Genomic DNA, 25,872 nt, shown 5'->3' on the forward strand with positions numbered 1-25,872 from the left:
TCCCGGGACAGCCCCAGCTGAAGCCGCCACGCTTTCGCATCCACCTCACGGCGGACATCCCCAGCCCAGTACGCGTCGACCGCAGCCCGGGCATCCCGCTGCAGGGCACGTTTCACCGACCACATCGCCGAGAACAGATTCTCGGTCCGGTGCCGGATCGCGGGGTCGTGGACATCGAGCGGGAGGCGGATCACCGCAAGCTCCGTGTCCGCGTCCCGCGACCAGCGCTTGTTCTTGTTCTTGTCACGGAACCGGCGGGCGGCAAGCGGTGCGTCGTCGGAGGCGGGCCCGGGTTCGGACAGCTCTGCGTCCATCGATGGCGAGCCCCCCCTTTTGACGTAGCAACCACCGCAACCTGTCCGTGACTTCGTCAGTGCGGCAACCACACCAAAGCTACAAGACCCCACTGACAACGCCCCGCGATGCGACGGAACTTCGGTCTCTACGATGGCCTTCATGCGCCTGCGTCTTGCCCGTTGTCCCGCGGTCGACCTTCATGCCTGGACCGGTCTGACCGGGCCGCACATGCAGCACCTCGTCGGGCGGCTGTGGGAACTCGCACCGGACTTGGGCCGAGGCCGGCCTTGGGCACTGCCGTACCCCGACCGCGTCCTGCTCGTCGTCCTCGCCTACCGGACCAACCACACCATGCAACAACTCGGACCCCTGTTCGGCATATCCCACGCGGCCGCCCACCGAGTCATGATCCGGCTCGCAGGACCACTCGCAGGACCGCTCGCCGAACTCCTCGGACCACCGCCCACCGACCGGCGAGAACTATGGATCGTCGACGGCACCCTCATCCCCGTCCACGACCAGCAGCACACTGCGAAGAGCAAAAATCACCGGCCAAGTGTGAATGTGCAGATCGTCTGCCCGGCACGGGACCGCCGCATCGTCGCCGCAGGGAAGGCGTGGCCGGGCAACCGCAACGATGTAGTCGTCTTCCGTGAAACCCTCCACAAGACGCTGCCGAACGACCATCGCCGCCTGTCCGGTGACGGCGGCCACCGCGGATGCGACCGTGTCCGGACACCTCGCCGCGGGCCCGACGGCCGCATCATCAAAGACCGCAACCACCGCCGATTCCGTAGGCGCCGTGCCGTCGCAGAACACACCATCGCCCGGCTCAAAGACCACCAGATCCCCCGCCAAAGCAGGCGCCGCGGCGAGGCCATCAACCACACCCTCGCCGACGTCCCCGCACTCCACAACCTCAAGCTCGACATCCGGTAAACCAAGTATCCCTCGCGGGAAGCACGTCCCGGCATCACGTGATAGCTCTTAGCGCGGAACCCCAGCCGTTTACGGGCGGGAGGAAGCGCTTCTCAATATAGGGGTGACCGCACCGGGGCACGGGTCTGCACTGTTGACCTCAGTCGGGGCGCTGCTGGTTCTCGATGTACTACTTGGTGATCGCCAAGAGGGCGCCGCCACAGGACACGGTGAAGTAGGACGGGGACCAGGAGTGGTCACCCCACAGGTACGTGCGGATGTGGTCGGGAAACTCCTGGCGGAGCCTTCGGGCCGATACGCAGACGTGGAACTTCCTGCCGATCAGTGTGGCCATAGGTTGGCCAGGGCCGTCCCTCGCCGCCGTCCAAACCTGGTCCTCCACCCGGCGATGCGCGGCCGGGCCTGCACCAGATACGCGGCCTGCTTCTCCAGACAGCGTGGGGACAGGCGGCACCATGATCGGCTCGGGCCACGGAAGGCCAGAGCCTGGCACCGCCGTCCTGCCACTCGTGCTATTGGTAGGCCGATTTCCGGATCACCCGCAGGCTCCGTGCGACCGTCGGCGGCTTGAACTTCTGCTCGAACAGCTCCGCAACTTGCATGCGTATCGCCTCTCCGCGCCGGTGCCCCACAGCGTTCAGCCCTTTCCATCCGCGTATCTCACACCACGGGATACGGTCACGACTCCAGGTCAAACAGGGATTGCAGGAAAGATCACCCTGACGAGTGAGGACAGTGACGATGAAGTTTATGCGGTAAGGCCAGGCGAACGTGGCCGCAGGTATTGGCGCTTTGTTGCGGCCGTTCGAAACGGTGCTCCGCTCAGTGATTCCTGCGCAGTGTGCGGCAACGGCGCCTTCAGTGTTTACGGCACCCTGGATTGCTTCGAGGTCGCGGTTGCGGCAGTGTCGACTGACGCGGTGCCGGTGAGGGTGGCGAGCATGTGGCGGACGTTGGTGAGTTGAGCGTTGATGCTGTCACGGCGGTTAGCGAGTGCCGCGATTTCACGTTCACTTTCATTACTGATCCGGTCGGCTTTGGCGCTGGCTTCGGTGACAAGATCTTTGGCCTGGTGTTGGGCGTTTTCCACCGTCTGGCGGGCGCGGCGTTCGGCGTCAGTGCGCTGCTTTTCAGCTTCGATGCGGAGTTGCTGGGTGCGGTGTTCGATCTGAGTCAGCTGTTTTTCTTCTTTGGCCTGTCGGGAAGCGAGGTCATGTTCGGCTTGTGCTCGGCGTTTAGCGAGCTTTGTTTCGAAGTCGGCTGAGGCGTCGGCCGCTTTGGCGCGCGTGTCCTCGAAATAAGTGTGTGCTTCCTGGCGCTGGGCTGCTGCGTTGTTGGCGGCGTCGTCGTGAAGTTGGGTGGCTTTTTGTTTGGACTTGTCGATGATCCGGGCACTTGCATGTTCGGCTTCGTCTTTGCATTTGGTGGCGTAAGAATCGGCTTCAGCGCGCGCCCGGTTGGTGACTTGATTAGCCAGTTGGTAGCCTCGCTCGGCGTCCTGGCGGGCCAATTCGCGTAGCTCCTCGGCTTCTTCTTCGCTGAGGAGAAGAATCTTTTCGACGCGGGCGCTGAGGCTGCCGTATGCTGTTTCGGTATTGCTGATCTGCGGCTGCGTATTCTGGGACTCGAGATGCAGTTCCCCTATGCGCTTTTCCAGCGTACTGATTCGTATCAAGGCACTGTCGCGATCGGCGGTGAGCTGAGTGACGAGTGTTTCGACCTGTTTACGGTCGTATCCCCGCCGTGTGATCTCGAAGCCGAAGGGGGAAGAGACGTCGCTCATGGGGTTCCTGTCAAAGAGAACAGCGAGTTGACGTGATGGAAAGGGGTGTTACTGACATCGATTCAACATTAATTGCGCTGACGGACGCCGTAATCGAGCTGGTGGGCATGTGCCCGCCATTCTGTGGCTGGGTAGCCTGCACCGGAGGGGCGGCAAGCGGACCTCTTAGTGATGTGATGGGTGATCAGGTCATGGTCCACCGGGGTCACCGGCTCCGGCGCCTACGGCCGCGCCTCGGCTGAACCCAAAATCCAGCAGGTCTTGCTACGCACGAGCGGACCTTCGCCCGCTCGGACGTGATCGTGACCGGCGCGGAGGAGGTCGCATGTCGGCTTGTAGCGTCTCGGGTCATGGGTAACCCGCCGCTGTGTCACGTGACTTGATCATCACGTGACATACTTCATACCACACTCCCGCTGTCACCCCTGGTCAGAGATCATCTCACTTGGCTTGATCATTAATCCTTCTTGAAGTCCCTGCTTGGCCTGGAGCGGTGGCCATCTCTCATGGCCTGTGAGGTACGCGGATGGGGGCAGGCTGAACGCTGCGGCGCGAACCGCGATCGGCAGCCAGACGTACAGGTCGCCGCCTTCGGACAGGCGGTCGGCGTCCATTGAGCGACTCTGTCGGGGATCTTGAGATTCCCAGGTGGAAGGGCATGGTGATCGGGCAGGCTCGGCTTGGTTCCGAAGGTCGACTGCCGTACATGAGGTGAGCTGGTGTCTCTCCGTCCCCGTTCTGGTGAGCAGGTTCCTTCCTCGACCGCGCGGGTGGCGCGGGCGAGCAATCCCCGTGGTACGACCGCGATGTGGGTACGGGACCGACTGGACGGGCTGTGGCACGACGAGGACTTCGATGCCTGGTATCCACGGGACGGGCGGCCCGGCCTGTCTCCGGCTCAGCTCGCCACGGTAAGTGTGCTGCAGTTCCTGCTGAACCTCTCTGACCGTCAGGCGGCCGAGGCGGTGCGCTGCCGGATCGACTTCAAATACGCCCTCGCGCTCGAGCTGGACGATCCCGGCTTCCATCACAGCGTGCTGTCCGACTTCCGCGACCGGCTGGCCCAGGACGACCGTGCCGATGCCCTCCTCGATCTGGCGCTGGCACGGCTGAAGGAAGCGGGGCTGGTCAAGGCGCGGGGACGGCAGCGCACCGACTCCACCTACCTTCGGGCCGCGGTGCGTGAACTGACCCGACTGGAGCTGGTGTTGGAGACGGTCCGTGCCGCGTTGGAGGAGTGCGCCCGCACCGCGCCGGAGATCCTCGACGGCTTGGTGGACGAGGACTGGGCGCTGCGCTACGGACGGCAGGTCCGTCTGGTCAGCCAGCCCAGCCATCCGGCCGCCCGGCTCAAGCAGGCCGGCACCGACGCCGCCGAGCTGCTCGAACGCAGCCGCGGCCACCGCCCGGGCGCGGCACCGGGCCCCGCGATGGAGGCGCTGCGGCAGATCATGGTCCAGCACTTCCTTGTCGATGCCCGGGGACGGCTGCGTCCGCGGGCCGAGAAGGACGGTTCGCCGCCCACCGGCCGGCGCCTGGAGTCACCCTACGACCTCGAGGCCCGCTACACGCGCCGCGGGCACCGGACCTGGGTCGGGCATCTCGCGCATGCCACCGAGACCTGTGACGAAGGTAGTGTCAACGTCATCACGGACGTGGCCACCACCGTCCCCACCGGCGACAGTGTGGCCCTGCCCGGCATCCACGCCCGGCTCAAGCGACGCCGCCTGCTGCCCGCCGAGCACCTCGTCGACAGCGGCTACACCTCCGTCGTGCTCCATGACAGCGCCGCCCGCGCCCACCGCGTCACCATGGTCGGCCCGGTCAAGACCGACAACTCCCGGCAGCGCAAGACCGGCGACGGTTTCGCCCGGGAGAACTTCATCATCGACTTCGACCGCCGCGAGGTCACCTGCCCCAACGGCCAGGTCAGCGGCAACTGGAACGAGCTTCCGGCGATGGCCCCCTACACGGTGGTCCGGTTCGACAAGCGGCACTGCGGGCCCTGTCCTGAGCGGTCTTCGTGCACCTCCGGGGCCGCACGGACGGTGAACTTCCTGCCCCGACGCCTGCACGAGCTCCAGGCCCGCAACCGCGCCGATCAGCAGGACCCGCAGTGGCAGCGGCTGTATGCCTCACGCTCCGGCATCGAGGGCACCATGAGCGAGCTCGTCAACGGCCATCAGATGCGCCGCTGCCGGTACCACGGCGTTGCCAAGGCCCACGTCCAGCACGTCCTGACCGCGATCGCGGTCAACATCGAACGCCTCAGCACCCAGGAACCAGAAGACTCCACCTACCGCCCCCGCTCACCGACGGCGTTCCGGGAGGCCTATTCACGGGGTTCACCAGCCTTTCTTGTAGAAGGCGAGGGCGGTGACGGTCTTGGCGACGAGGGCGAAGTGGGTGAGGGGGCCGCGGTAGCGGGTGGCGAAGATCTTCCAGTCCTTCAGGTGTGCGATGGCCCGTTCGACTGCGGCTCGGAGCATGTTGACGGAGCGGTTGGCCACCTTGTCTCCTGTGGACCGCTCCTGGCCAGGCGGCTTGCGCCGTGGTGTGAGCAGTCCGGAACCGACGTAGCCCAGATCGCCCATGCCCTCGCGTTCGGAGAAAGCCTGAGGGAAGTCGGACTGGCGCCAGGCGTGCATGTCGTGCCGGCTGCCGGGTACCGGCGCGGAGACCGCGAGTAGGTCGCCGGCGAGGGTGGCGGCGACCTGCAGGTTGAACCCGGTGTCGCGGTGCTTGCCGGAGAACAGCGCGGTGCCCTCGCTCGCCCAGTCCCACGTCGTGACCAAGGTGCCGTCGACCAGGACGATACGGCCGGCGGACGCCTCGGCGGGATCGGGAACGTGAGCGGCCAGGACCTTCTCCACCACCGGCAGTAGGACCGTCCACCGCCTGGAGACGGTGGCCTGGGAGATCCCGAACAGCTCGGCAGCCACCTCCTGGACCGGGTTCTGCCGCAGCAGGAACAGCACCAGCACCACCGATTTGTACAGACCTAACGCCCACATCCGCCCCGGCACCACCGGCGGATCAGGATCCTCCACGAGCTCTTGGTGAACCCGTGCGACCAGCCCATCCAGTTGATCGGCGTCCAGCGCTGTCGTAACGTTCCAGCTCAACGGCCCTGCCCTGGTACTCACCTGACGTCTTCGCAAACCTCAGGCTACCGAGCAGGGCCGCCCTCATGATCAAGAACAGCGAGCCGAAAACCCCGTGAATAGGCCTCCAGCAGTACCTCGACGACAACGAATTACCCCGGCCCCGCTGGTGGCGCCAAGGACAATGATCAAGAAATCTCAAGATCCCCGACAGAGTCCCTCATTGGCGTCGACGATGCCCTCATCACCCGCCCCGAGGCGTGCCGAGCCGCGGACACGGGCATCCCGGATGCCAAGTGGGGCGGGCTGGCCACTGCGCTGGTCGTGGCTACTCAGGGATCCCAGCTGAGCGCCGAACAGCCGATCACCTACTGCCATGGTCACCTCTCTCGCTACGCTCGCCCCAAGCGGGTCAGTTCGTCGGCACCCGCTGCCCCGCACGACCACCCGCAAGCTGCCGAAGTTCAAACTGCGCGAGTTCCGGGGCCAGCTATCAGCGCCGGGTGCACACTGACGTTGGAGGCCCGGCCTCGGACCGCATGCTCGTGATCAAAACCCTCTTGGCACTGATCGCCGCGCTGGCTGCGTTCCGCGTGCGACATGAAACTGTTGGCAAGCTCCTGACGATCGTCCCCACCGTCCTGTTCGGTGCGGCCCGTGCGCCTGGCTTGCCCCGGGGGCCGCCGGCTCGTCACCGTGACCGCTGTCCTCGCCTCGGGCTGCTCCTGACCGAGCTCCTCCAGCTCGCCCGTCAACAGGCACCAGAACTATTGGAGTTGCTCGGCGTCGGGCCAATCACCACAGCACAGATCTTGGTCAGATGGTCGCCCCCGAGTAGCTTGCGCTCCGAGGCTGCCTTCGTCTCCTTCGCTGGCGTCACGCCGATCCCGGCCTCGTCGGGCCTAACCAACAAGCACCGGCTCAACCGGGGCGACGACCGCCAGCTGAACCAAGCGATGCACACGGGCACCCTGATCAGGGTGCGGCTCGATCCTGCCACGAAGACGTCGTCGCCCGCCGCATCGCCGAGGGAAAGAGCCCCGTGACGCCCAGCGACGCGTGAACGCGACATCTGCTGCCAGATATTCAAGCTCCTGGAGCCCCGGGGAACAGAGGATGGAAGATCTTCTTCAAGCTGCTTGACACGACATAGCAGCCTCGAGGGATTTCTCTAAGCAGCCGGCCGATGGCTTAAGAGGGCGTTAAGTCCGTTTCTGGTAGCGGCCGCGTCCGGGTTGTTCGAGGAGTCCGTGGCGGACGAGTCGTCCCAGGCGGGAGCGGGTGACGTTGATCGAGGGTTCGTCGGTGGGCAGGCCGAGGTGCTCGTGCAGATCGCGGACGCGGAACACCTTCCCGGGGTGCTCGTTGAACGTGGTCACGATGCGCTGGTAGACGGTGGCGGTTTCCGCGGGGGCCGTTGCGTGGTTGGGAGGGGTGAGGCCGTCGATGACCTTGCGGGTGGCGGCGAGCTCGGCCAGGCGGGCTTCGGTCTCGGCGAGGGTGGTGGTGAGCCGCTCGATCTGCTCGCGCAGGTTGTCGGCTCGTGCGGCGGTCTCATCGTGTTCGGTCTGCAGCAGCCGCAGGAGTTCGTGGACGTTCACGCGGCCAGCTCCACGTCGTCGCGCCAGGCGGGGGTAGGGGTGGTGAGGCGGCGGAGCATGCCGGCGGTGGAGGCCCAGTAAACGCGGGAGGCCGCGTTGTCGGGTCGGTGGTCGTAGTCGCGGGCGAGGCGCCGGTGCAGCATGAGGGTGCCGTTGACCTGCTCGACCACCCACCGCTTCGGTTGCGGGACGAAGCCCTTGCCTTCGTCGTCGGGGTTGCGGCGGACCACCTCGACGGTGATGTCCTTCACCGCCCCGTGGATGACCACGGCGTCCTTGAAGCCCTGGTCGACCAGGACCTTCTCCAGGCGCATCCCGCATCGTTCGGCCGCCTGGTCCAGCAGGGCGATGCCGGCCTCGTTGTCGTGCGCGCTCGCGGCGAGGACCACCACACCGATGATCAGGCCCAGCACATCGACGGCGAGGCCCCGCTTCCTGCCGGGCGTCTTCTTGTTCACGTCCAGTCCCGTCGTCTCCTTCGGCACCCCGGCCGCCACGCGAACGGACTGGGTGTCGATGATCACCAGGGACGGGTCCTCTAATCGTCTGGCCCGCTCCCGAACCTGGCAGCGCAGGATCTCCTGGATCCGCTGGTCAAGGCCGTCCTGGCGCCACAGGGTGAAGTAGTAGAACACCGCCGACCAGGCCGGGAGGTCGTGTGGCAGGAGCCGCCACTGACAGCCCGTCCGGTTCTGGTAGAGCAGCGCGTTCACGACCTCGCGCAGGTCACAGGAGCCCGGGTCCCCGGTCGCCGACCGCGCCACCCGCTCCTGCTTCCACGCGGTAACCAGCGGCTCGATCAACGCCCACTGCTCGTCGGACAAGTCGGTTGAGTACGGCATCCGTTCCATGCTCACGACCCCATCATGCACACGACATGACACGAGCACGGAACCGTCCCATCACCCACGAACGGGCGACACCACATCATCAGGAACGGGACTTAACGCCCTCTAAGAGCTGCAAGAATGGCCGGGTCAGCCGTTCGGCGTACGGCGACGAATCCGTGGTGTGTTTCGGTGCGTACGCCTCCGAGTAGTGGGAAGCCCTCAAGCCGTGACGGCTCAGCGCAGCTCCGTGGAGTACCTCTCTTCTGTCCACCAGCTCAAGGTCGGTCTGGTGGGGATGAAACCGCCGGTATGGCGGCGACTGGTGGTGCCCTCGGATGTCACGCTGGGCTCGCTGCACGATGTGATCCAGGTGGCGTTCGGCTGGGACGACATGCATCTGCACGCCTTCGAGGACCGCCTGGGCGGACGGTACGCCCCGCCGGGGGACCTCGACATCCCTGTCATCGACGAGGAGGAGGCCGTCCTCGCGGATGTGCTGCCGGGCAGCGGCGACAGTATGGATTACACCTACGACTTCGGCGACGACTGGCTGCACCGGATCACGGTGGAGGCGGTGCGTCCCGCCCAGGACGGCGAGGGGGAGCGGGCGGTGTGCGCGGGTGGGCGGCGGGCCATGCCCGATGCCGAGGATCTCGGCGGCGTGTGGGGGCTGGCTGGGCTGCTGGAGCGGTACGCGGCCGGGGAGCGTCCGCGTACGACGGTCGTCCGGGAGTGGGTGGCGTGCGACGGCCGGCACGACGAGGTGCTCGCCGGGCTGTACGAGGAGGGGTTCGACCCGGCCTCCTTCGATCCCGGCGAGCTCACCACCGAGTTCGCGGAGCTGGCGTTGCGACGGTCTGCGGGCACACGGAAGAAGCGGCGTGGCGGGCGGGTGGAGCGTCAGGTCCCGGCAGGGATGTACCGGTGCGAGTGCGGTGGTCTACATCCGGTGCCCGGCGGCGAGGAGCCGTTCGCGGAGGACGACGGGCTGGACGAGGAGTTTTCGCTGTCCGATGTGCTGGGCGCCGTGGACCTGCGACCGCCGGCGGTGCGGTTGCCAGGTGAGGCCGAGCTGGCCCGCGCGGTGCGTGAGGTGCCCGTCTTCATGGCGGCCGTGCGGCTCGGGCGCTGGTGCGGTGGCGGACGGGAGCTGACCGCGAAGGGGCTGCTGCGGCCGAAGCTCGCCCGGCAGGCGGTGGAGGAGGCTGAGCTGTGGCGCGTCGACGTCGGGAATTGGGGAGATGTCGGGGAACGGACCGTGCGGCTGGCGAAGGTGCGCAGCGCGGCTGACATGGAGCCGCTTGAACTGCCCTGGGAGTGGGCGTTGAACTGTGGGTTCGTGGAGGCGGGGGGAGGCCGTGCGTGGGCCGGCGGCGACCTGCCGGACGAGGGCGACGACGCGGCTGTGCTGGCCGCCTGGCAGGCAGCGGTGGTGGGCGCGGCGGTCGAACTCTCCCTCGCCTTCCCCGTGCTGGACGGGGCGCTGGGCGGGCTGTCGCCGTTGCGGGAGCTGACCGACGAGGTCCCGCCGTTGGTGTTCTTGATGTTGCTCGCGGCGTACGGGCTGCCCGACGGGGAATGGCTGGATGTCGCCGACTACCTCATCCGCGGGATGGAAGGGCTGCCCGAGGGTCCGGCCCGGCGGCTGGTGTGGGCGCTTCTCGCCGACCAGTACGACGGCACCGCCGGAGCTCTGGAGCTGTTCGGCGCGGCCGAGCGCGAAGGCCACGAGCCTTTGGCGGCTGACGCCGCTTTCGCCCTGGTGCTCGACGGCCTGGGCGGTCCCGGCGGCGGATACCAGACGCCTCCCGTAGGCCGCTTCCGGCTCACCGCGCTGGGCCGCTCCGGAGTGCGCACGCTGCTGGTGGCGGCGGGCGTCCCGGCGCCGGTGATCGGTTCGCTCGATCGGGCGGATGCCCGCGAGTTGCTGACCGCTCTCGACTCCTACCGTTGCGAGGCGGACGCTGCGGCCGAGGTGGCGGGCTGGCTGGCGGCCCGCTCGGTGGTCGACGCGGCGGTGCAGGTGGTGGACGCCTGCGACGGGACGGAGCCGGCCGATGCGCTGCGCCGCCTTCAGGCCCCGCGGGTGCTGGCCGCCGTACTGGAGGCGGACCGCGGTGGGCGGGCGAAGGCGGTGCTGCGCAAGGCCGCGGTGTCGAAGGTCACCGGCTGTTCGCACGCGGCGGCCTCGATGCTGCGCCGGATCGGTGAAGGCGCCGACGGGGAGGAGGCATGGGGCCTGGAGTGGATGCTGGTGGACGGCGCGCTGCCGTTCGCCCGCGACGGCGAACAGGGGCTGCGGGAGAGGCTGTTGACGGGCCCCGAGGAGGGCCCGCGTCCGCTTGACCAGGTGGCGGCGCGGGCGGACAACCTGTGGCGGGCCGGCCATCCGCACGCCGGTGAGGTGCTGGACGCGCTGGCCCACGCCGTCAAGCCGCTCGACAAGGCGCTGGCCAAGCGGCTGCGGAGGGCCGCGTTCAAGGCGGGGAGCGCCACGTGAGTCTGCTGGTGAGCAAGATCGACAACGAGGCCGCGGCGCTCGCCGACCCGGTAGCCGTCTCCTGGGTACGCGAGCACCTCGCCGTCGGCGGCTGGGCCGCAGTGTTCGCTCCGGCCGACCCGGGGCAGCCGGCCCGGCTGGGCCGGCTGGTGTTCTACCGGCCCGCTGCCAGCGCCGGCCGCGTACCCGCCCAGATGGTCGCACCGCAGGCGGTGGAGCGGGTCCGCCTGCCGCTGGTTCTGCCGCACGGCGGCGGGGTGCGCACCCGCACCGTCGAGGGATGGGCGCTCTCACCCGGCGACACTCTCCCCCTTCTGCTTGACCTGCCCGCCTCCGGCGTGCATCCGTCGCTCGCCGCGTGGGCCACCGTCGCCCGCCGCACACTGCAACTGCTGGGTGAGGGGCGTCTGTATCCGGCGCTGACCTCCAACACGTACACCACCTGGCGGTTCGGGCCGCCCGGCGCGCGTGGCAAGCGGGACCTGGACGCACTGGCCGCCGCCCTGCCCCCATACGCCCACAACCTCCCCGCACCCCCGGGGGACGACCGGATGGCCTGCATCGCCGAACCTGCCGCACTGGTACGGGAGTTCTGCGATGCCCTCGCCGACACCCTGCCGCGCACCCCGGCCGCCGGCTGGGCCGCGCCCGGCAACCCCTACGCCGATCGCACGATGGCCCTCCACCCGCGCCTGGCAGCGTGGGCTGCCGAAGCCGCCGCCGAGCGGGCATCGCAGGTGAGCGTGGAACTGAGGGTGGAGCCCCCGTCCGGCCGGCACCGCGTCTTCCGGGCCGTGCTGCAGTTACGCACCGACGCCGACCCGTCCCTGGTACTGGACGCCGCCGAGCTGTGGGCCGACCCGCACCGCGCACAGCGACTGCTTGGCCCGCACGCCGAGGCCCAGGCGCTGCTCGCGCTGCGCCGCGCCGCCCGCTCCTGGCCGCCGCTGACCCGCCTGCTCGCCGAGGCCGCCCCGAGCGTGCTCCGCCTCGACGACGAAGAGGCCATGGACCTGCTGGGGGATGCCACCGACGCGCTGCGCACGGCGGGCGTGCGCGTGCACTGGCCCCGCGAACTGGTCAAGACTCTTCACCGGCGGGCGGAGATCGGGGCGGCCACCGCGCCCGGCGCGAGTGTGGACACCCTCCTGGGCCGCGATGTTCTGCTCGACTTCTCCTGGCATGTCGCACTCGGCGGCGAGAAACTCACCGAGACCGAACTCGACCTGCTCGCCGAGGCCCGCCGCCCCCTGGTCAGACTGCGCGACCAGTGGGTCCTCGCCGACCCGGGGCTCGTAGCCCGCCTCAAACGGCAGCGCAGCCGCACGCTGGCCCCGCTGGACGCGCTGCAGGCGGCGCTGACCGGCGAGGTGGAGTGGGACGGCGAGCGCGTCGCGGTCCAGGCGGCCGGAGCCTTCGGTGACCTGGTGGCCCGGCTGCGCGATCCCGAGGGCCGCACCCCCGTCTCCGTACCGGAGGGCCTGACTGCCACCCTGCGCGGCTACCAGCAACGCGGCCTTGCGTGGCTGGCGGACATGACCCGCCTCCCTCTGGGCGGGATCCTTGCCGACGACATGGGCCTCGGCAAGACGATCACCCTGCTCGCCCTCCACCTGCACCGGCAGGAACACCCCGACACCGCGGGCCCCACCCGGCATCCCTCCTCGGCAACTGGCAGCGCGAGGCCGCCCGCTTCACCCCCACTGTCCCGGTGCGCCGCTACCACGGTGGCGAGCGCACCCTCGACCACCTCGCCGATAACGAACTCGTCCTGGTCACCTACGGCGTCCTGCGCCGCGACCGGGACCGCCTCGCCACCGTCACCTGGTCGCTCGTCGCCGCCGACGAGGCCCAGCACATCAAGAACCCGTACGCCACCACCGCCCGCGAACTGCGCGCCCTGCCCGCCCGCGCCCGCGTCGCACTCACCGGCACCCCGGTGGAGAACAACCTCTCCGAACTGTGGGCGCTTCTCGACTGGACCACCCCCGGCCTGCTGGGCCCGCTGCCCGCCTTCCGCGACCGCTTCGCCAAGGCCATCGAGCGCGGCGCCCTCGGCACGGACGGCGACGAGGAAACCGCCGATCAGGCCCGGCAGGCCGCCGAGCAACTCACACGACTGACCCGCCCGTTCCTGCTGCGCCGCCGCAAGTCCGACCCCGGCATCGCCCCCGAACTCCCCGCCAAGACCGAAACCGACCACCCCATCACCCTCACCCGCGAGCAGACAGCCCTGTACGAGGCACAGGTCCGCGAGACCATGGCCCTCATTGAAAAGGCGGACGGCATCGCCCGCCGCGGCCTGGTTCTCAAACTCCTCACCGCACTCAAGCAGATCTGCAACCACCCCGCCCACTACCTGCGCGAGACCGGCCCGCTCCCAGGCCGCTCCGGCAAACTGGAACTCCTCGACGAACTCCTCGATACAGTCGTCGCCGAGGACGAGAGCGCCCTGGTCTTCACCCAGTACACGCAGATGGGCCACCTTCTTCAGCGGCACTTCACCCACCGCGGCATCCGCGTCGGCTACCTCCACGGCGCCACGCCTGTGCCGCAGCGCGAGGACATGGTCACCGCCTTCCAACACGGTGACTTCCCCGTGTTCCTGCTCTCATTGAAAGCTGCCGGCACCGGCCTCAACCTCACCCGGGCCACCCACGTCATCCACTACGACCGCTGGTGGAACCCCGCCGTCGAGGATCAGGCCACCGACCGCGCCTACCGCATCGGCCAGGACCACCCCGTCCAGGTCCACCGGCTCACCGCCCAGGGCACCGTCGAGGACAAGGTCGCCCGCCTACTCGGCGCCAAGCGCGCCCTCGCCGACCACATCATCACCTCCGGCAAGGCCGCCCTGACCGAGCTCACCGACACTGACCTCGCCGAACTCGTCGCTCTCTCCAAGGAGTTCGAGACATGACTCCCACACACAGGGCTCCCACACGCAAAGGCCCCCCGCACCGGCGTCCGTGCCTTCGCCTCCACCTGGTGGGGCCAAGCCTGGGTGGACGCCCTCGAAGCCTCCACCCTTGACGCCGGCCGCCTATCCCGCGGCCGCACCTACGCCCGCAAAGGCATGGTCGGCCCGATCACCACCGCCCCCGGCGTGCTGCGCGCCGAGGTCGAGGGCAGCACGGCCTGGCCATACGCCGCCGCGGTCCACCTGCGGATCTTCACCGACACCAGTGGGACGTACTTCTCGACGTCATCGCCGGCCAGGCCGGCCGCACCGCTGCCCTCCTCGACGGAGAGATGCCCGCCGACCTCGTCGACGACGCTCACGCCGCCGCCGTGCCCCTGCTGCCCGAACCAGCCGAACTCGATCCCGAGTGCTCCTGCCCCGACTGGGGCTACCCCTGCAAGCACGCCGCCGCCCTGTGCTACGCCACCGCCGCCCACCTCGACGACGACGCCTTCTGGCTCTTCACCCTCCGCGGCCGCACCAAGGACGCCGTCCTCACCGCGCTACGCTCCCGCCGTCAAGCCCTCACCCGCACCACCTCACAGACCAGCGACGCATCCCGCACCAGCGGCGTACCCGCCCGCGACGCGTTCGCCGCCTTCAACGGCGCCTTCAACCCACCCGCCCCCGAGCCCGTCGAGGCCGCATCACCTCAACACGAGGCAGCCTCCAGCCCACTCGCCACCGAGCCCCCGCCCAACGCCCCCTTCACCCTCGACGACCTCGAAGCACTCACCCGCGATACCGCACAACGGGCTCGCGCTCTCGCCACCGGGCACACAGCCTCCCTCACCGAAACACCCCTCGAGGACGCAGTGCGCCTCGCCGCGAACGGCGTCAGCGAGAACCGCTTCCACCACCTCGTCCTCGCCACCGCTCTGCCCGCGCTCGACTTCGCCCGCCTTGTCCGCGCCCGGCGCCACGGCGGACCCACCGGCGTCGCCGTCGCCCGCGCGCCCCTAACCCCCGACCCCACGGCCATGGCCGCCGCCCGCACCGCCCTTACCGACCCCGACGGCGCCCTGCGACTGCGCACCTGGCGCAACCGCCTCACCGCCGACAACGAAGGCATCCAAATCCGCCTCGGCCCCGACAACCGCTGGCACCCCTACATCCGCGAAGGCCACGGCACCTCCGCCGAATGGTGGCCTTGCGCCCCGGCCACAGCCGACCCCACCGCCGCCATCCTCGCCTCCCGGACCGCGGTCACGCGGCACTGACGGATACGCTGGCCGGGGCCACGAAGGAGGACACGATGACGACAGCATGGGACGCGCTCCCGCCCTGGATGCTGCCACCCCGGCCGAGCGGGTGGGAGGCCGATGACCTCGACAACGCACCCGACCTTCCCCGACACACCGAGCTGATCGATGGAGCGCTGATCTTCATGATGTCCCCGCAGCGTTCCTGGCATGCTCGCGTCGTCACCCGGCTGACGACCACACTGGACGATCAGGCTCCTGAGGGATACGTGATCGACCGGGAAATGACAGTCAAGCTGAACGAGAAAAACCGGCCCGAGCCTGACGTCCTCGCTGTCACGGTCCCATACGACCCGAACCGTACGCGCTACCTCCCCGACCAGGTCGCCCTAGCCATCGAAGTCGTCTCAGACGAGTCCGCCGACCGAGACCGGTCGCTAAAACCGTTCAAGTACGCACAGGCGGGCATCTCGCATTACTGGCGCATCGAGGATGAAAACGGTCTCCCCGTCATCCACACGTACGAACTGGACGACACCACGCGCGCCTACGTCGCCACCGGTATCTACCGCGAGCGCATCAAGACCGCGGTACCTTTCGGCATCGACATTGACCTGCCCCATCTCGTCAGCTGAAGACCGGTGTTGCCATAGGCCTGCCGATTGACGCGGAGCGTGTCTGAAAGATCGTGTAAGTCCGTGATGTGGCAGCTTGGCCCGGGGCTCGGCCTCGGGCCCGTGGGCCGGGCGGATCGGACGAGTCATGGCAGACAAGACGGAACCGGTTGTCTCTGCGGCCGGGGACGAGATGGTGGATGAGGTCGTCGAGCGGCTGCTGGAGAAGGCCGACGCTTCCGGAACAGCCCTGCTGGGTGAGGGCGGGCTCCTGACGGAGATCACCAAGGCCGTTCTGGAACGGGCTCTGGAAGCCGAGATGAGCGAACACCTCGGCTACGAGCGGGGCGATCGGGCTGGTCACGGCTCGGGAAACTCCCGCAACGGGACCTCGCCCAAGACCGTCCTCACCGACGCCGGCGCGGTCACTGTGGCGGTACCGCGGGACCGCAACGGCGACTTCGAACCGTGCCTGGTTCCGAAGAACGCCCGCCGGCTCGCCGGGTTCAACGACCGGATCCTCTCCCTCTACGCCCGCGGCATGAGCGTGCGCGACATCCGCTCCCACCTGGCCCAGATCTCCGGGGACGAGGTCAGCCCCGACCTGATCAGCAAGGTCACCGACGCCGTGGTCGACGAGTTGGTGACCTGGCAGAACCGGCCCCTCGATGCGGTCTGGCCGATCATCTACATCGACGCACTCTGGGTGAAGATCCCCTCGGGTTCGGTGACCTCGAAGCCGGTCTACCTGGCCGTCGGGGTCGACATGAACGGCCGCAAAGACGTCCTGGGACTATGGGTCGGAGCCGAAGGCGAAGGCGCCACCACCTGGATGGCAGTCCTGTCCGAACTACGCAACCGCGGCATCGAGGACGTCTGCATCGTCGCGCGCGACGGTCTGAAAGGCCTGCCCGACGCCGTCACGGCGACCCGACCCAAGGCCACCGTCCAGACGTGCGTGATCCACCTGACCAGAGCCTCGCTCCGACTGTCGTCGGTGCGGGACCACCCCAAGCTGGTCCCGGCCCTGAAGGCCATCTACACGGCCCCAACCGAGCAGGCCGCCGAACAGGCCCTCGACACCTTCGCAGCCTCTGAACTGGGCGAACGCTACCCCGCGATCATGCGGACCTGGCGGTCGGCCTGGACGGAGTTCACGCCCTACCTGACGTTCCCCCCGGCCATAAGGAAGGTGGTCTACCCCACGAACATGGTCGAATCGATCAACTCCAGGCTCCGCAAAGCCACCCGCAACCGCGGCCATCTCCCCTCGGAGCAGGCCGCGTTGAAGGTCCCGATCGCTGACACGCCCTTGACGCGACGGCCTGTGGGATGGTCGTTTCAATGGGAGGGTTGAGGCGCTGCCAGCTTGTTGGCTGGCCGTTTGGGTCGTGGTGCGGCCGGGTGACCGGCCCTGGTTTACTCCGCCCCGACCTGTGGTGTCGAGGCGTCAGCACAGCGCTATGGCATCCACGACGACGGCCGGGCCCTTGATGTAGGCGTCGACGTCGTCGGGCGGCACGACGATTCCCTGGTCGGACACGACCTGTCGCAATTCGACGAGAACTTCGTCTATACGCGCGCGTCATCAGGGTGCGCCTCAGCATCCACTCCCGTTGCTGGCCGCTTGATGAGCTCGTTGATCTGGGCGTGCTTGGCGTCGGTGCAATCGCGGTGCGCCTGGTGTTCCGCGCTGGGTCCGTCTATGTGTGCCTGTGGTACGAGCGTGGCTCGGGGCGGCGTGTGGTGTAGGGGTCTCGCGCAGTTGGAGGCGCGCCTGCGGGAGGTGGGTCTGCAAGTCGATTGTGACCAGGACTCTCGTAGCACGTCCTAAGCGGATGGGCCGGGGTGGAGTGGGGTGATGGGGGTGTTGTCGTACAGCTCGGGTTGCAGCGACAGCACGGGGCGGCCGTGTGGCCATGCGGCCGAGGGTAGGGCCATGGTCAGGGCGTGGCCGATGCGCCAGTCGGCGGCCACTGTGCCGGCGGTGACGGCGCTGTCAGGGTCGAAGGGCGCGATGATGAACAGCTCGCGGGCGCTGACGTAGGCGCCGACGCTGCGCTGCTCGCGCTCGGCGGCGTACAGCGACAGCGCGGGCACGTGCAGGCTTCCCTGCCCGCGGCCGGCTTCGATGTACAGGCCGAGCAGCACGGGATGGGCCTTGTGCAGGGCCAGCAGTGCGGTGTGGTCCAGGACGACGGCGGTGCTCACGCAGCCGCGCCCGGTTGTCCGCCGCTCTGGTGTGCGGCGATGCGGGCCCACAGTTCCCTGCCCGCGGCCTCGTTCTGGGCGGTTACCGTGACGCCGAGCGTTGTCTCGAGGTCGGCCTTGGCTCGTTGGGCGCGCTCTTCCAGCTCCTGTGCGGTCGGTGTCGCTCCAGCCAGCTCCTCGATTAGCTCCCCCATCGTCAGGCCCCGCTCGGTAGCCAGCTTCCGCAGCCGGTCCCGGGCCGTTTTCGTGGTTTGGATCGTGGTCGTCTCCGCCATAGTGACACTATAGCGGGCTGGGGTTGGCGGCCGGCTGGTTCGGTCGCGGCGTGGACGACGGGTCTGATGGAAGTGGACGGAAAACGATCTCCGCGAGGGCGGGCGGCAGTATGCGGGACTCCTGCAGAACGGGGGAGGGATCGGCGACTGGAAGCCCATAGCATCAAGTCCACCGGGTTCGACCGGGCCGGATGCGACCGCCGAAGCCCTCTCCTGTCCCTCCAGTGAGAAGGGGGACTGCGCGTGGTGCGGGCTGCTCGGGCGCCCCGCACGCCACGGCGGTCAAGACCATCATCGCCGTCGTCCGCACCCCGCCCGAGCCTCGGTTCTGAGGTGGGCGGGGCGCTCGACCCTGCCTGGGTCGGGTAGCCGTCGAAGATCGCCACCGGTCGTGCGCGGTACTCGATGCCGGTTCACGAGACCAGGGGGATCCTCGACGACCTTGTCGTCTATTGTCTGGTCGAACCCGAGTACTTGATCGTGGCCAACGAAAGGCAATGTGCCGGTCGTGATCTCAGCTTCGCGGCCGCATCGACGGCTACACCGCCGTGGTCCGGGACCCGTCCAGCGAGTGGGCGCTCATCGCAGTACAAGGCCAGAACTCACCTGCCATTCTTGGCTCGTTGGCCGCCGACTTCAACGTCGCCGCGTTGAAAATACGCCATCGACGCCGCGCGGCTGGCGGGCCGCGGTGTCATCCTCGCCCGTAGCGGCTACACAGGCAAGGACGGATTCGAGTTCTGCGCCGCCCCCAGGACGCGGCATCCGTATGGCAGGGCCGTCAGCGCAGCGGCCCCGCCTCACGGGCTCCTCCCATGCGGCCTGGCCTGCCGTGACACGCTGCGCCTGGAAGCGGTATGCCACTGTACGGCCGGGAGCTCACGGTCGGTACCACGCCGTTCGACGCGAGACTGGGCCGCATCGTGGACTTCGAAAAGCCCGGCGGCTTCATCGGCGAGGCAGCCCTGACCCTTCGCCTCAACCACGCGTGCTGCGTGCTGCGGCCGCCAGCCGTGAGAGGACGGCCTGCCTGCTGACCGGGCTCGCCTCAACCGGTCGGCGAGCCCCGCGCACCCGCTTCATGCAGGCAATACTCACCCCGGGTCGGCAACGTCGACACGCTCGCTGAGCGCCCTGCCTACCGCAGCGCGGGCCTCGCCCACCGTATCCTCACCCGCGTCAAGGACGCCTTGCGGCGCGCCGGATTTGCACTGCTCAGACTGCGGCACGAGCACGACAAGATCCACTTCTTTTGCCACCAGGGACACACCACCACCCCCGGCTGGCCAACACCAACGACTGCCCCCAGTTCACCACAGTGATAGAGGCGATCAGGGTGCCCCGTCTCGGCCCCGGCCAGCCTCGGACCAGGTCACCTCCTGTCATCGGCACAAGAGCTACAGCTCGAAGGCGATCCGCAGCTCGTTGCAGCGGCGGGGCATCGCTCGCACGATCCCCGAGCGGGCCCGACCAGGTCCGCAACCGCCTCCGGCCTGGCAGCCGCGGTGGTCGGCCCCAGCACATCGCTGCCGATGTGCGCGTGCCCTTTGACGACAGTCCCTGGCCCCGCGCCGGCACGGTTATGGCTGTGCTTTGTCGCTTTTCTGGTCGGCGGGTGTGTGGTCCGTCGTCCTGGCTAGGGTGGTGAGATCGGTGTTGTGTACGAGGGTGTACAGCACAGCGCGCCCTTGCCGGGTTCTCTCGACCGTGCCCGCCGCGACAAGGCGTTCCAGGGTGGCACGCACGACGGGGGTGTTGCGGGCCCGCTCGGGGTGTTGCTGTTCCAGTTCGTCGCGGATTTCACCGGCCGTGCGCGGTTCGCCCTGGTGGCCGTCCAGGATGGCGGCCAGGACCTTACCCAGCGTGGGCGTAGTGATGCCTGGCTTCGTGGTCTCTTCCTCGGTCTTCTCGGCCTCGGCCGGCGTGGCCGTCGGGTTCTTGACTGCCGTCCGCGGTTGTGGGACGGCCGTCTCTTCCACGGCCGGGGTGTCCGGTGCCGGCAACAGGTCGCCGGCGGATGCTGCCTGTGCCGCAACGGTGGAGGGTGCGGTGTCCTGGCCGGTCTGGCCATCGGGCAGGGAAGCCCGGACGCCAGTCAGCCATCCTTCCTCTGCCTGCAGCTGGGTCAGGCGTGCCTGGATTTCTTCTACCTGCTGGGTGAGGTCTTGCTGCTCGGCACGGTTGTGTTCGAGGTCGGCCGCGATCTGCTGTGCGTACCGGTTCTGGATTGGGGCGGTGGTGGCTTCGTCGGCCACGTTTTACGCTCCTCATCGTTGTGGGACGTTGCCCCGGGATGTTACTCACAAGTTCATGCATTTGCCTGCCACTCACGCCGGCACCACCGGAAACGTGAGTCCGCACTGAGCGGTGCAACCCGGCATTGGACAGGTTTCTCTCTATGCAGGGTAGGAGTGTTGTGCCTGGTCGCGGGCGTAGAGTCGACTTGTGGTGGGCCGATGGGGGAGGGGAACGTGACGGACGGGCGTTGGGCCGAGACCGCCGCGTGCCGGAGCGCTGACCCGGACGTGCTGTTCGTCCGGGGCGCAGAGCAGAACCGCGCCAAAGCTGTCTGCAACGGCTGCATGGTGCGGACCGAGTGCCTGGCCGAGGCGCTCGACGAGGGCATCGAGTTCGGTGTGTGGGGCGGGATGACCGAACGCGAGCGCAGATCACTGCTGCGCCGCAATCCTGGTGTCGCCTCCTGGCGGGTGGTTCTGGAGCGGGCACGCGCCGACCGCGAGGGGCCACACGTCAGCTGAGCGCCCCTGAGCCAGGGCGCCGCCGCGCGGTGGTGGGAGTGGGACGCACGACAACTGACGAGCCGCAGACGGGCAAGCGCATCTGAGGGACTAGCACCCGTCCCCACCTGCTCGGAAGCTGTGCGGCTGGGCATGAGTAGAGGGACCGAAGCCGTGCGGGGTTCGGGCTTTACTGGGTCGCGTATCCGCGGGGAAGGGATGCGTATGAACGCGATGCCTGTCCTACGAGGCCAGGCGCCCGAAATCCGTCGCGACGCCAACCCGGCATAGCGAGACGCCACCTCATTCATCAGGGGGAGGAGTCACATCCAATTCCTTCCCCAATCGCCCCGTGTCGCCCACTTAGCTCGCATTTTTCTTACGTGTAGATGTAGGCGAGGGGATCATTGGGTAAGGAATAGGCGCTGGCGCTTCGTAAAGTCTTCGTGTGATTGATGCGGCTTGAAGGCGCCTCTTAGCCGGGGACCCTGTTGGTAACCCTGGAGGGGGTGGAGGGTGCCGCGGAGCGCGCAGCAGTGGCGGGACAGCGGAATTTCCGCGACTGTCCGAGTTGCAGTGGATCTTTCGCTCGGCTGCGTACGCATTGGATCGCGACGCGTAGGAACTCTCGCGGCGTGGCGTTTCAGCGGCTCTTGGGTTGAATGGTGGCGCATGCCTAGTGGGCTACTCTTGTATGGCCGCGGCTACCGGTCGATATAGGATGGCCTGGACCAGTCGAGGAAGGAAGCACGCCACAATGGCTCAACGAGTGATCACTCTCGTCATCGATGATGTTTCCGGTGCAACAGGTGACGATATTTCGACCCACACGTTCAGTATTGACGGCATCTTCTACGAGATCGATCTCGGAGCCGACAACTACGACAAGTTCCTTGAAGCGCTGTCTCCGTACATCAGCAAGGGACGCAAGACCGGAACAGATGCGAAGCGCGCCCAGGGCAAGCGGCGCCCCGGCGGGCCGGGACCGGATCCCGTCAAGGTGCGCCAGTGGGCCAAAGAGCACGGTATCGATGTAAGCCCTCGCGGGCGCGTCGCCAGGGACGTGATCGAGAGGTACAACGCTGCTCGCTGAGCCTCTCTCATCCTGCGTTGCTGCAGATCGGGAGGGCGTGAACGGCTCGACCATGCTGCTGATTCGTCGGTCGAACAGCGGGTCCGGCGTAGTAGTTGCCAGGACTTGAGTCGGCGACAGAGCGTTCGCCGAGGACGCGCAGGCGGGCGTGGCCTTGGTGGTACTGCTGGTAGCGCTCTGGTGGTTCGCGGTGTCCGTGGGGGGTGCGGATGGTGGGGGCCTCCCGGCCGCCCGTGTGATGCGTGCGATCACATGCCAACGATGAGGGGCTCTGCGACGTCATCACCACCGCTGACCAGCGCATTTCACACCTGCAGCAGCATGACGAGTGGTTCACTGTCCCCGCGAGGTCGAAACACGCATCGCCACCACAGCATTACTGGCGAGACGACGTCGCCCCGCCGGGGCCCGGCCAGCCCGAGGCGGCTGTCGCGGATAGTCATGGTGCCGACTGTGCCGTGGCTGGTGGTGTAGTGGGCGAGGGTTATGCCGGCAGCAGCCAGGGGCTTGCTGACAGCGTGGGCAGGGCCGGGCCAGCAGTGGATCGCCGTCTCGATTGACGCGGGCGACGAAGATCTCAGCGCCTGTGGACGCTGCCCTCACCCGGCCCGGACGCCGTTTCGGAGCTGCTACGCCCCCGGTCCCACGAGACACCGGTACTCGTTGCCGCTGTCGGCGTCGATGAGCGTGCCCTCAATGTTCATGAGGGCCGTCAGGGGCACGGGCACGTCCATGCTGGTGACGTACACCGTGCGGCCGTGGCTCGTGTCCGCGTACCAGGACTTGTCTAACGTGCGGCCGGTCGTGGTTGTGGCTGTCAACTCGATCGTGCCGGGGCAAGAGGAGAACACCGCCCACCCCGCGGTGCCGTGGTCACTCGCCCGGTAGCGGAAGACGCAGTTGAGCCGGCCGTCCCCCTGGTGGTCGAGGCGCGGCAGGTCGCTGGGCTGCGCGGCGGGCGTCGCCTTGGCCTTGGTCGTGGGCGAGGGAGACGGAGACGGAGACGCTGAGTCGTGCCGGGTGCCGTGGGGAGCCGCACTGGTCGTGTTCCCACTGCCGTGTGGGCTGGCCGCTCTGTAGATGACGCTGGCCACGCAAAAGGCCACCACGCCCGCGATGGTGGCCGTCTTCCGGTTGAGCTTCACGAGGCTCGCTCCTGCCCGACGCTGCTGGGGGTCCCGGTGAGGGTGGGCGCGTGCCACAGCCGTCGCCACGCCTGGTAGAGCTCCTCAGCTGTCTCGCACGAGGCGTTCGCCCAGCCGTCCTCGTCGACGGTGCGGCAGGTCGCGCAGGCCAGGCAGTGGTTCACGAGGCGCGGAAAGGCCGCCTCGGCACCGGCGTTGGCGGTCGCGGAGTCGTCGTGGACGACGACGCGTTGCCGGTAGGCGGGACCGGACGGACGGTCACGCCACTGCCACTCAACCCGTGACACCATCGTTGTCACCCCCGCGGAGGTTTTCGTAGTGGTCGGCGAGGGCGTTGACGACGTGGGCGAGCTTCTGCGCGAGCTCGATTTGAGCTGCCAGCGTGTCGCCGCCAGACAGCTGGTTGAAGCGTTGGCGGGCCTCGCCGACGCAGGCGAGCGCGCAGGCCCGCGGCACGTCGTCGGGAAGGGCGAGGGCGAGGGCCTCGACGTCCGGCACGGCGGCCGCGACGTGACCGCGGAGCCGCGCGGTGAGCAGCCTCATCTCGGCGGCGGTGGGCGGCTCGGCGTCCTCGGCGAGAAGGCGACGGGCGCCCTTTCTCATGGTCTCGACGTCCAGGAGGTAGTTCTCCTGGTCTTGGGCGGCTGGTGGTGGGGCGGTACGTTGCGTCATGCGGCGCTCCATTCAGCGTCTGCCACGCCCCGGGAGGTCTAGTCCACCTCGCCGGGGTCTCTCCTTAGAACTGCTGAGGCTAGAATCGCTGGCCCGCCAAGGCCAGCGGTGTGCAGACGTGTGCAAGGAACCTCGCCAGGCTGGGAGTTGAGGGCGCATCATGGGGTTGATTGCTCCTCACCGCTGGGGGACCGTGGTGCACACAACCGCACATCCGAGTTGAGGGAAGCAGCCATGGCGCTACAGTTCATCGGCATCGACCCGACCACCGGCCAGGACAAGAGCCCGACCGTGTTCGTCGACGAGGAGACCAACGACATCGTGATCCAGGGCTTCAAGCCGGGCGGGAAGACCGAGGCGGAGGTCGCCGCGTTTGAGGTGCCCGGCCACGCCGTCGGCATCCCGGACGACGAGGCGGTCATCCGCGTCCCCGCCCGCATGGCGCCGTTTCTGAGGGAGGCCTGTGATGCCGTCGAGCGTGCCGCCGTTCAGTGAGCTCCTCGCGGGCTGCGAGCGGTCCGCCGTTCACCTGGAGACGCGGGACAGCTACGCGGTGGACGAGGAGGACGCCGACCTGAAGGCCTGGCGGCGCACCGGCCAACGCGACGCCGACCCCACCTCTGCCTACTGGGCGCCCTGGGTCGACCTCATCTCGGGAGCAGTCGCCTGCGGCGTCACCGTCCGCCGCGCCCGCGTCGTCTCCGAGCCGGTGAGCGAGTACATCCGCTACGAGCACGCCGCCACCGGCGTCAACGTTGCGGCGGGGGAGCAGATACGGTGGCTGCCCCGCCGCCAGGCGTCCGACCTCGCGTTGCCGGGCAACGACTTCTGGCTCTTCGACGACCGCCTGATCCGCTGGCACCACTTCAGCGGGGACGGCACCTGGGTCGAGGACGAGCTCTCGGAGGACCCGGCCGCCGTCAAGCTGTGTGCGGACGCCTTCGAGGCGGTGTGGGCCCGCGCCACGCCCCACGACCAGTACGAGATCCGTTAAGAGCAGCCAGTCGTTAGGTAGTTGATGTCCGTCTCCCCGTCCTCCTCCGCCCAGGCCGCGCGTGAGGCCGTCGCCAGACGGCTCCGCGACCTCCGGAAGGAGGCGGGGCTGACGGTGAAGGAGCTGGCCGCCGCGTGCGGCTGGCACCACGCGAAGACGTCCCGGGTGGAGAACGCGCTCACCGCGCCGTCCGCGCGGGACATCCGCGCCTGGTGCGAGGCGGCCGGGGCGGCGGACCAGGCGCAGGACCTCATAGTCCAGTCGCTCAACGCCGAGTCGATGTACCGGGAGTGGCGTCACCAGGTCCGCAACGGGCTGCGGCACCTCCAGGACAGCGCGGCGCAGTTCTACCGCGACACGGAGCTCTTCCGCCTCTACTCCTCCACGGTGGTGCCGGGCCTCCTCCAGACCGAGGGGTACGCGGCGGCCGTCCTCCGCACCGCCGCGCGCTTCCGGGACCTGCCGGTGGACGACAGCGTGGAGGCGGCACGGGCCAGGGTGGAGCGCTCCCGCGTGGTGAACGAGCCTGGACACCGGTTCGTGGTCGTCCTCGAAGAGCACGTGCTCCGCTGCCAGATGGCCGACGAGGATGCGATGGCCGCCCAGCTCGGCTACCTCCTCACCGCGGGGGCGCTGCCCGCCGTGTCCCTGGGCATCATCCCCATGCCGACCAGGGAGCGTACCCAGTGGCCGGAGGAGTCGTTCCACGTCTACGACGACAAGCTGGCGTCCGTGGAGCTGGTCTCGGCGGAGGTGAAGGTGACCCAGCCGTCGGAGGTCGCGCTCTACGTCAAGACGTTCGAGCTGCTGCGCTCCATGGCGGTGTACGGGGCGGAGGCGAGGGAGCTGGTCCTCCGAGCGATCGAGGCGCTGCGGTAGGCGCAACGTGTGGACACGCTTACGTGCATGGGG

General features: G+C 68.3%; 25 protein-coding genes and 5 pseudogenes. 14 read left to right on the top strand and 16 right to left on the bottom strand.

All coding sequences use genetic code 11. The annotated features are described in order from the left end of the window. Positions 1-314: pseudogene (locus tag AC07CM_RS44335) on the bottom strand (hypothetical protein); the annotation flags it as partial. Positions 315-456: 142 nt separating this feature from the next. Between AC07CM_RS44335 and AC07CM_RS44340 the strand changes: the two are divergent. Beyond that, a complete protein-coding gene (locus AC07CM_RS44340) occupies positions 457-1,236 on the top strand; it encodes a transposase (protein WP_478882242.1) in 780 nt (259 codons plus the stop codon). A gap of 169 nt (positions 1,237-1,405) precedes the next feature. Here the strand turns inward: AC07CM_RS44340 and AC07CM_RS44345 are convergent. The 4 genes and pseudogenes from AC07CM_RS44345 to AC07CM_RS44360 form a co-directional block, all read right to left on the bottom strand. Next, positions 1,406-1,522 (bottom strand): annotated as a pseudogene (locus AC07CM_RS44345) (transposase); the annotation flags it as partial. Positions 1,523-1,528: 6 nt separating this feature from the next. Then, positions 1,529-1,900: pseudogene (locus AC07CM_RS44350) on the bottom strand (IS630 family transposase); the annotation flags it as partial. 201 nt (positions 1,901-2,101) lie between these two features. After that, positions 2,102-3,019, bottom strand: coding sequence for a cellulose-binding protein (locus AC07CM_RS44355; RefSeq protein ID WP_478882243.1), 918 nt, complete (start codon positions 3,017-3,019; stop codon positions 2,102-2,104). Positions 3,020-3,438: 419 nt separating this feature from the next. Continuing rightward, positions 3,439-3,633, bottom strand: coding sequence for a hypothetical protein (locus tag AC07CM_RS44360; RefSeq protein ID WP_478882244.1), 195 nt, complete (start codon positions 3,631-3,633; stop codon positions 3,439-3,441). A gap of 156 nt (positions 3,634-3,789) precedes the next feature. Here AC07CM_RS44360 and AC07CM_RS44365 point away from each other — a divergent pair. Next, a pseudogene (locus AC07CM_RS44365) lies at positions 3,790-5,280 on the top strand (IS1182 family transposase); the annotation flags it as partial. Between the two features lie 84 nt (positions 5,281-5,364). Here the strand turns inward: AC07CM_RS44365 and AC07CM_RS44370 are convergent. Next, positions 5,365-6,033, bottom strand: a complete 669-nt coding sequence (locus AC07CM_RS44370; protein WP_478882274.1) for a transposase — start codon at positions 6,031-6,033, stop codon at positions 5,365-5,367. 629 nt (positions 6,034-6,662) lie between these two features. Here AC07CM_RS44370 and AC07CM_RS44375 point away from each other — a divergent pair. Further along, positions 6,663-7,169, top strand: coding sequence for an IS110 family transposase (locus AC07CM_RS44375; protein WP_478882245.1), 507 nt, complete (start codon positions 6,663-6,665; stop codon positions 7,167-7,169). Positions 7,170-7,325: 156 nt separating this feature from the next. Here AC07CM_RS44375 and AC07CM_RS44380 read toward each other — a convergent pair whose 3' ends face one another. Both AC07CM_RS44380 and AC07CM_RS44385 read right to left on the bottom strand, forming a co-directional pair. Next, positions 7,326-7,724: a PspA/IM30 family protein gene (locus tag AC07CM_RS44380; protein WP_478882246.1), complete on the bottom strand. Its 399-nt coding sequence runs from the start codon at positions 7,722-7,724 to the stop codon at positions 7,326-7,328. Continuing rightward, entirely contained in the window at positions 7,721-8,575 is an 855-nt protein-coding gene (locus tag AC07CM_RS44385) for an IS5 family transposase (protein ID WP_478882275.1), read from the bottom strand. The genes AC07CM_RS44380 and AC07CM_RS44385 overlap by 4 nt, the downstream gene beginning before the upstream one ends. A gap of 205 nt (positions 8,576-8,780) precedes the next feature. On the opposite strand from AC07CM_RS44385, the gene AC07CM_RS44390 reads away from it, so the two are divergent. Together AC07CM_RS44390 and AC07CM_RS44395 are read left to right on the top strand one after the other, a co-directional pair. Beyond that, positions 8,781-11,054, top strand: a complete 2,274-nt coding sequence (locus AC07CM_RS44390) for a plasmid pRiA4b ORF-3 family protein (protein ID WP_478882247.1) — start codon at positions 8,781-8,783, stop codon at positions 11,052-11,054. A gap of 101 nt (positions 11,055-11,155) precedes the next feature. After that, positions 11,156-13,974 (top strand): annotated as a pseudogene (locus tag AC07CM_RS44395) (DEAD/DEAH box helicase). Between the two features lie 140 nt (positions 13,975-14,114). Here the strand turns inward: AC07CM_RS44395 and AC07CM_RS44400 are convergent. Then, positions 14,115-14,336, bottom strand: coding sequence for a hypothetical protein (locus tag AC07CM_RS44400; protein WP_478882248.1), 222 nt, complete (start codon positions 14,334-14,336; stop codon positions 14,115-14,117). Between AC07CM_RS44400 and AC07CM_RS44405 the strand changes: the two genes are divergently transcribed. The 3 genes from AC07CM_RS44405 (at position 14,307) to AC07CM_RS44415 (ending at position 17,189) form a co-directional block, all read left to right on the top strand. Then, positions 14,307-15,236, top strand: a complete 930-nt coding sequence (locus AC07CM_RS44405; protein WP_478882249.1) for an SWIM zinc finger family protein — start codon at positions 14,307-14,309, stop codon at positions 15,234-15,236. The two genes, AC07CM_RS44400 and AC07CM_RS44405, sit on opposite strands and share 30 nt — an antisense overlap. Positions 15,237-15,271: 35 nt before the next feature. Then, positions 15,272-15,853 (top strand): Uma2 family endonuclease, encoded by a 582-nt coding sequence (locus AC07CM_RS44410; protein ID WP_478882250.1) that lies wholly within the window; start codon positions 15,272-15,274, stop codon positions 15,851-15,853. A gap of 127 nt (positions 15,854-15,980) precedes the next feature. Beyond that, complete coding sequence (locus tag AC07CM_RS44415; protein WP_478882251.1) at positions 15,981-17,189, top strand: IS256 family transposase; 1,209 nt, start codon at positions 15,981-15,983, stop codon at positions 17,187-17,189. A 473-nt stretch (positions 17,190-17,662) separates the two neighbouring features. Here the strand turns inward: AC07CM_RS44415 and AC07CM_RS44420 are convergent, their stop codons facing one another. Together AC07CM_RS44420 and AC07CM_RS44425 are read right to left on the bottom strand one after the other, a co-directional pair. Further along, positions 17,663-18,043: a PIN domain-containing protein gene (locus AC07CM_RS44420; protein WP_478882252.1), complete on the bottom strand. Its 381-nt coding sequence runs from the start codon at positions 18,041-18,043 to the stop codon at positions 17,663-17,665. Next, positions 18,040-18,318 carry a hypothetical protein gene (locus AC07CM_RS44425; protein WP_478882253.1) on the bottom strand — a complete coding sequence of 93 codons (279 nt, stop codon included), beginning with the start codon at positions 18,316-18,318 and terminating at the stop codon, positions 18,040-18,042. Before AC07CM_RS44425 ends, AC07CM_RS44420 begins: the two co-directional genes overlap by 4 nt. Before the next feature lie 663 nt (positions 18,319-18,981). Between AC07CM_RS44425 and AC07CM_RS44430 the strand changes: the two genes are divergently transcribed. After that, positions 18,982-19,287 (top strand): hypothetical protein, encoded by a 306-nt coding sequence (locus AC07CM_RS44430; RefSeq protein WP_478882276.1) that lies wholly within the window; start codon positions 18,982-18,984, stop codon positions 19,285-19,287. Positions 19,288-19,412: 125 nt separating this feature from the next. Here AC07CM_RS44430 and AC07CM_RS44435 read toward each other — a convergent pair whose 3' ends face one another. Together AC07CM_RS44435 and AC07CM_RS44440 are read right to left on the bottom strand one after the other, a co-directional pair. Beyond that, entirely contained in the window at positions 19,413-19,586 is a 174-nt protein-coding gene (locus AC07CM_RS44435; protein WP_478882254.1) for a hypothetical protein, read from the bottom strand. Positions 19,587-19,898: 312 nt separating this feature from the next. After that, complete coding sequence (locus tag AC07CM_RS44440) at positions 19,899-20,573, bottom strand: BlaI/MecI/CopY family transcriptional regulator (protein WP_478882255.1); 675 nt, start codon at positions 20,571-20,573, stop codon at positions 19,899-19,901. Between the two features lie 201 nt (positions 20,574-20,774). Between AC07CM_RS44440 and AC07CM_RS44445 the strand changes: the two genes are divergently transcribed. Further along, positions 20,775-21,077: a WhiB family transcriptional regulator gene (locus tag AC07CM_RS44445; protein WP_478882256.1), complete on the top strand. Its 303-nt coding sequence runs from the start codon at positions 20,775-20,777 to the stop codon at positions 21,075-21,077. 748 nt (positions 21,078-21,825) lie between these two features. Beyond that, entirely contained in the window at positions 21,826-22,149 is a 324-nt protein-coding gene (locus tag AC07CM_RS44450; RefSeq protein ID WP_478882257.1) for a histone-like nucleoid-structuring protein Lsr2, read from the top strand. A 629-nt stretch (positions 22,150-22,778) separates the two neighbouring features. Here AC07CM_RS44450 and AC07CM_RS44455 read toward each other — a convergent pair. The 3 genes from AC07CM_RS44455 to AC07CM_RS44465 are packed head-to-tail and all read right to left on the bottom strand — an operon-like array spanning position 22,779 to position 23,966. Continuing rightward, positions 22,779-23,294: a hypothetical protein gene (locus tag AC07CM_RS44455; RefSeq protein ID WP_478882258.1), complete on the bottom strand. Its 516-nt coding sequence runs from the start codon at positions 23,292-23,294 to the stop codon at positions 22,779-22,781. Next, the gene (locus tag AC07CM_RS44460) at positions 23,291-23,584 is read right to left on the bottom strand and encodes a hypothetical protein (RefSeq protein ID WP_478882259.1); all 294 of its coding nucleotides are present in this window, start codon (positions 23,582-23,584) and stop codon (positions 23,291-23,293) included. Before AC07CM_RS44460 ends, AC07CM_RS44455 begins: the two co-directional genes overlap by 4 nt. Then, a complete protein-coding gene (locus AC07CM_RS44465) occupies positions 23,568-23,966 on the bottom strand; it encodes a DUF6415 family natural product biosynthesis protein (protein WP_478882260.1) in 399 nt (132 codons plus the stop codon). The genes AC07CM_RS44460 and AC07CM_RS44465 overlap by 17 nt, the downstream gene beginning before the upstream one ends. Before the next feature lie 234 nt (positions 23,967-24,200). Between AC07CM_RS44465 and AC07CM_RS44470 the strand changes: the two genes are divergently transcribed. From AC07CM_RS44470 to AC07CM_RS44480, 3 genes are read left to right on the top strand one after another with little or no spacing between them, the layout of a single operon-like run. Next, positions 24,201-24,461: a hypothetical protein gene (locus AC07CM_RS44470; RefSeq protein ID WP_478882261.1), complete on the top strand. Its 261-nt coding sequence runs from the start codon at positions 24,201-24,203 to the stop codon at positions 24,459-24,461. Further along, entirely contained in the window at positions 24,433-24,960 is a 528-nt protein-coding gene (locus AC07CM_RS44475) for a DUF6879 family protein (RefSeq protein WP_478882262.1), read from the top strand. The genes AC07CM_RS44470 and AC07CM_RS44475 overlap by 29 nt, the downstream gene beginning before the upstream one ends. Positions 24,961-24,984: 24 nt before the next feature. Then, positions 24,985-25,839: a helix-turn-helix domain-containing protein gene (locus AC07CM_RS44480; RefSeq protein WP_478882263.1), complete on the top strand. Its 855-nt coding sequence runs from the start codon at positions 24,985-24,987 to the stop codon at positions 25,837-25,839. The last annotated feature ends 33 nt before the right edge of the window (positions 25,840-25,872 follow it).

The organism is Streptomyces sp. NPDC044061, assembly GCF_056434305.1.

What these genes read in the sequence shown, in the direction of transcription:
- AC07CM_RS44465 (WP_478882260.1), bottom strand. Translation starts at nt 23,966, where the DNA reads ATGACGCAACGTACCGCCCCACCACCAGCCGCCCAAGACCAGGAGAAC.
- AC07CM_RS44355 (WP_478882243.1), bottom strand. Translation starts at nt 3,019, where the DNA reads ATGAGCGACGTCTCTTCCCCCTTCGGCTTCGAGATCACACGGCGGGGA.
- AC07CM_RS44475 (WP_478882262.1), top strand. Translation starts at nt 24,433, where the DNA reads ATGCCGTCGAGCGTGCCGCCGTTCAGTGAGCTCCTCGCGGGCTGCGAG.
- AC07CM_RS44425 (WP_478882253.1), bottom strand. Translation starts at nt 18,318, where the DNA reads ATGGCGGAGACGACCACGATCCAAACCACGAAAACGGCCCGGGACCGG.
- AC07CM_RS44470 (WP_478882261.1), top strand. Translation starts at nt 24,201, where the DNA reads ATGGCGCTACAGTTCATCGGCATCGACCCGACCACCGGCCAGGACAAG.
- AC07CM_RS44415 (WP_478882251.1), top strand. Translation starts at nt 15,981, where the DNA reads ATGGCAGACAAGACGGAACCGGTTGTCTCTGCGGCCGGGGACGAGATG.
- AC07CM_RS44340 (WP_478882242.1), top strand. Translation starts at nt 457, where the DNA reads ATGCGCCTGCGTCTTGCCCGTTGTCCCGCGGTCGACCTTCATGCCTGG.
- AC07CM_RS44360 (WP_478882244.1), bottom strand. Translation starts at nt 3,633, where the DNA reads ATGGACGCCGACCGCCTGTCCGAAGGCGGCGACCTGTACGTCTGGCTG.
- AC07CM_RS44480 (WP_478882263.1), top strand. Translation starts at nt 24,985, where the DNA reads ATGTCCGTCTCCCCGTCCTCCTCCGCCCAGGCCGCGCGTGAGGCCGTC.
- AC07CM_RS44370 (WP_478882274.1), bottom strand. Translation starts at nt 6,033, where the DNA reads ATGTGGGCGTTAGGTCTGTACAAATCGGTGGTGCTGGTGCTGTTCCTG.
- AC07CM_RS44375 (WP_478882245.1), top strand. Translation starts at nt 6,663, where the DNA reads ATGCTCGTGATCAAAACCCTCTTGGCACTGATCGCCGCGCTGGCTGCG.
- AC07CM_RS44460 (WP_478882259.1), bottom strand. Translation starts at nt 23,584, where the DNA reads ATGGTGTCACGGGTTGAGTGGCAGTGGCGTGACCGTCCGTCCGGTCCC.
- AC07CM_RS44405 (WP_478882249.1), top strand. Translation starts at nt 14,307, where the DNA reads ATGCCCGCCGACCTCGTCGACGACGCTCACGCCGCCGCCGTGCCCCTG.
- AC07CM_RS44410 (WP_478882250.1), top strand. Translation starts at nt 15,272, where the DNA reads ATGACGACAGCATGGGACGCGCTCCCGCCCTGGATGCTGCCACCCCGG.
- AC07CM_RS44385 (WP_478882275.1), bottom strand. Translation starts at nt 8,575, where the DNA reads ATGGAACGGATGCCGTACTCAACCGACTTGTCCGACGAGCAGTGGGCG.
- AC07CM_RS44445 (WP_478882256.1), top strand. Translation starts at nt 20,775, where the DNA reads ATGGGGGAGGGGAACGTGACGGACGGGCGTTGGGCCGAGACCGCCGCG.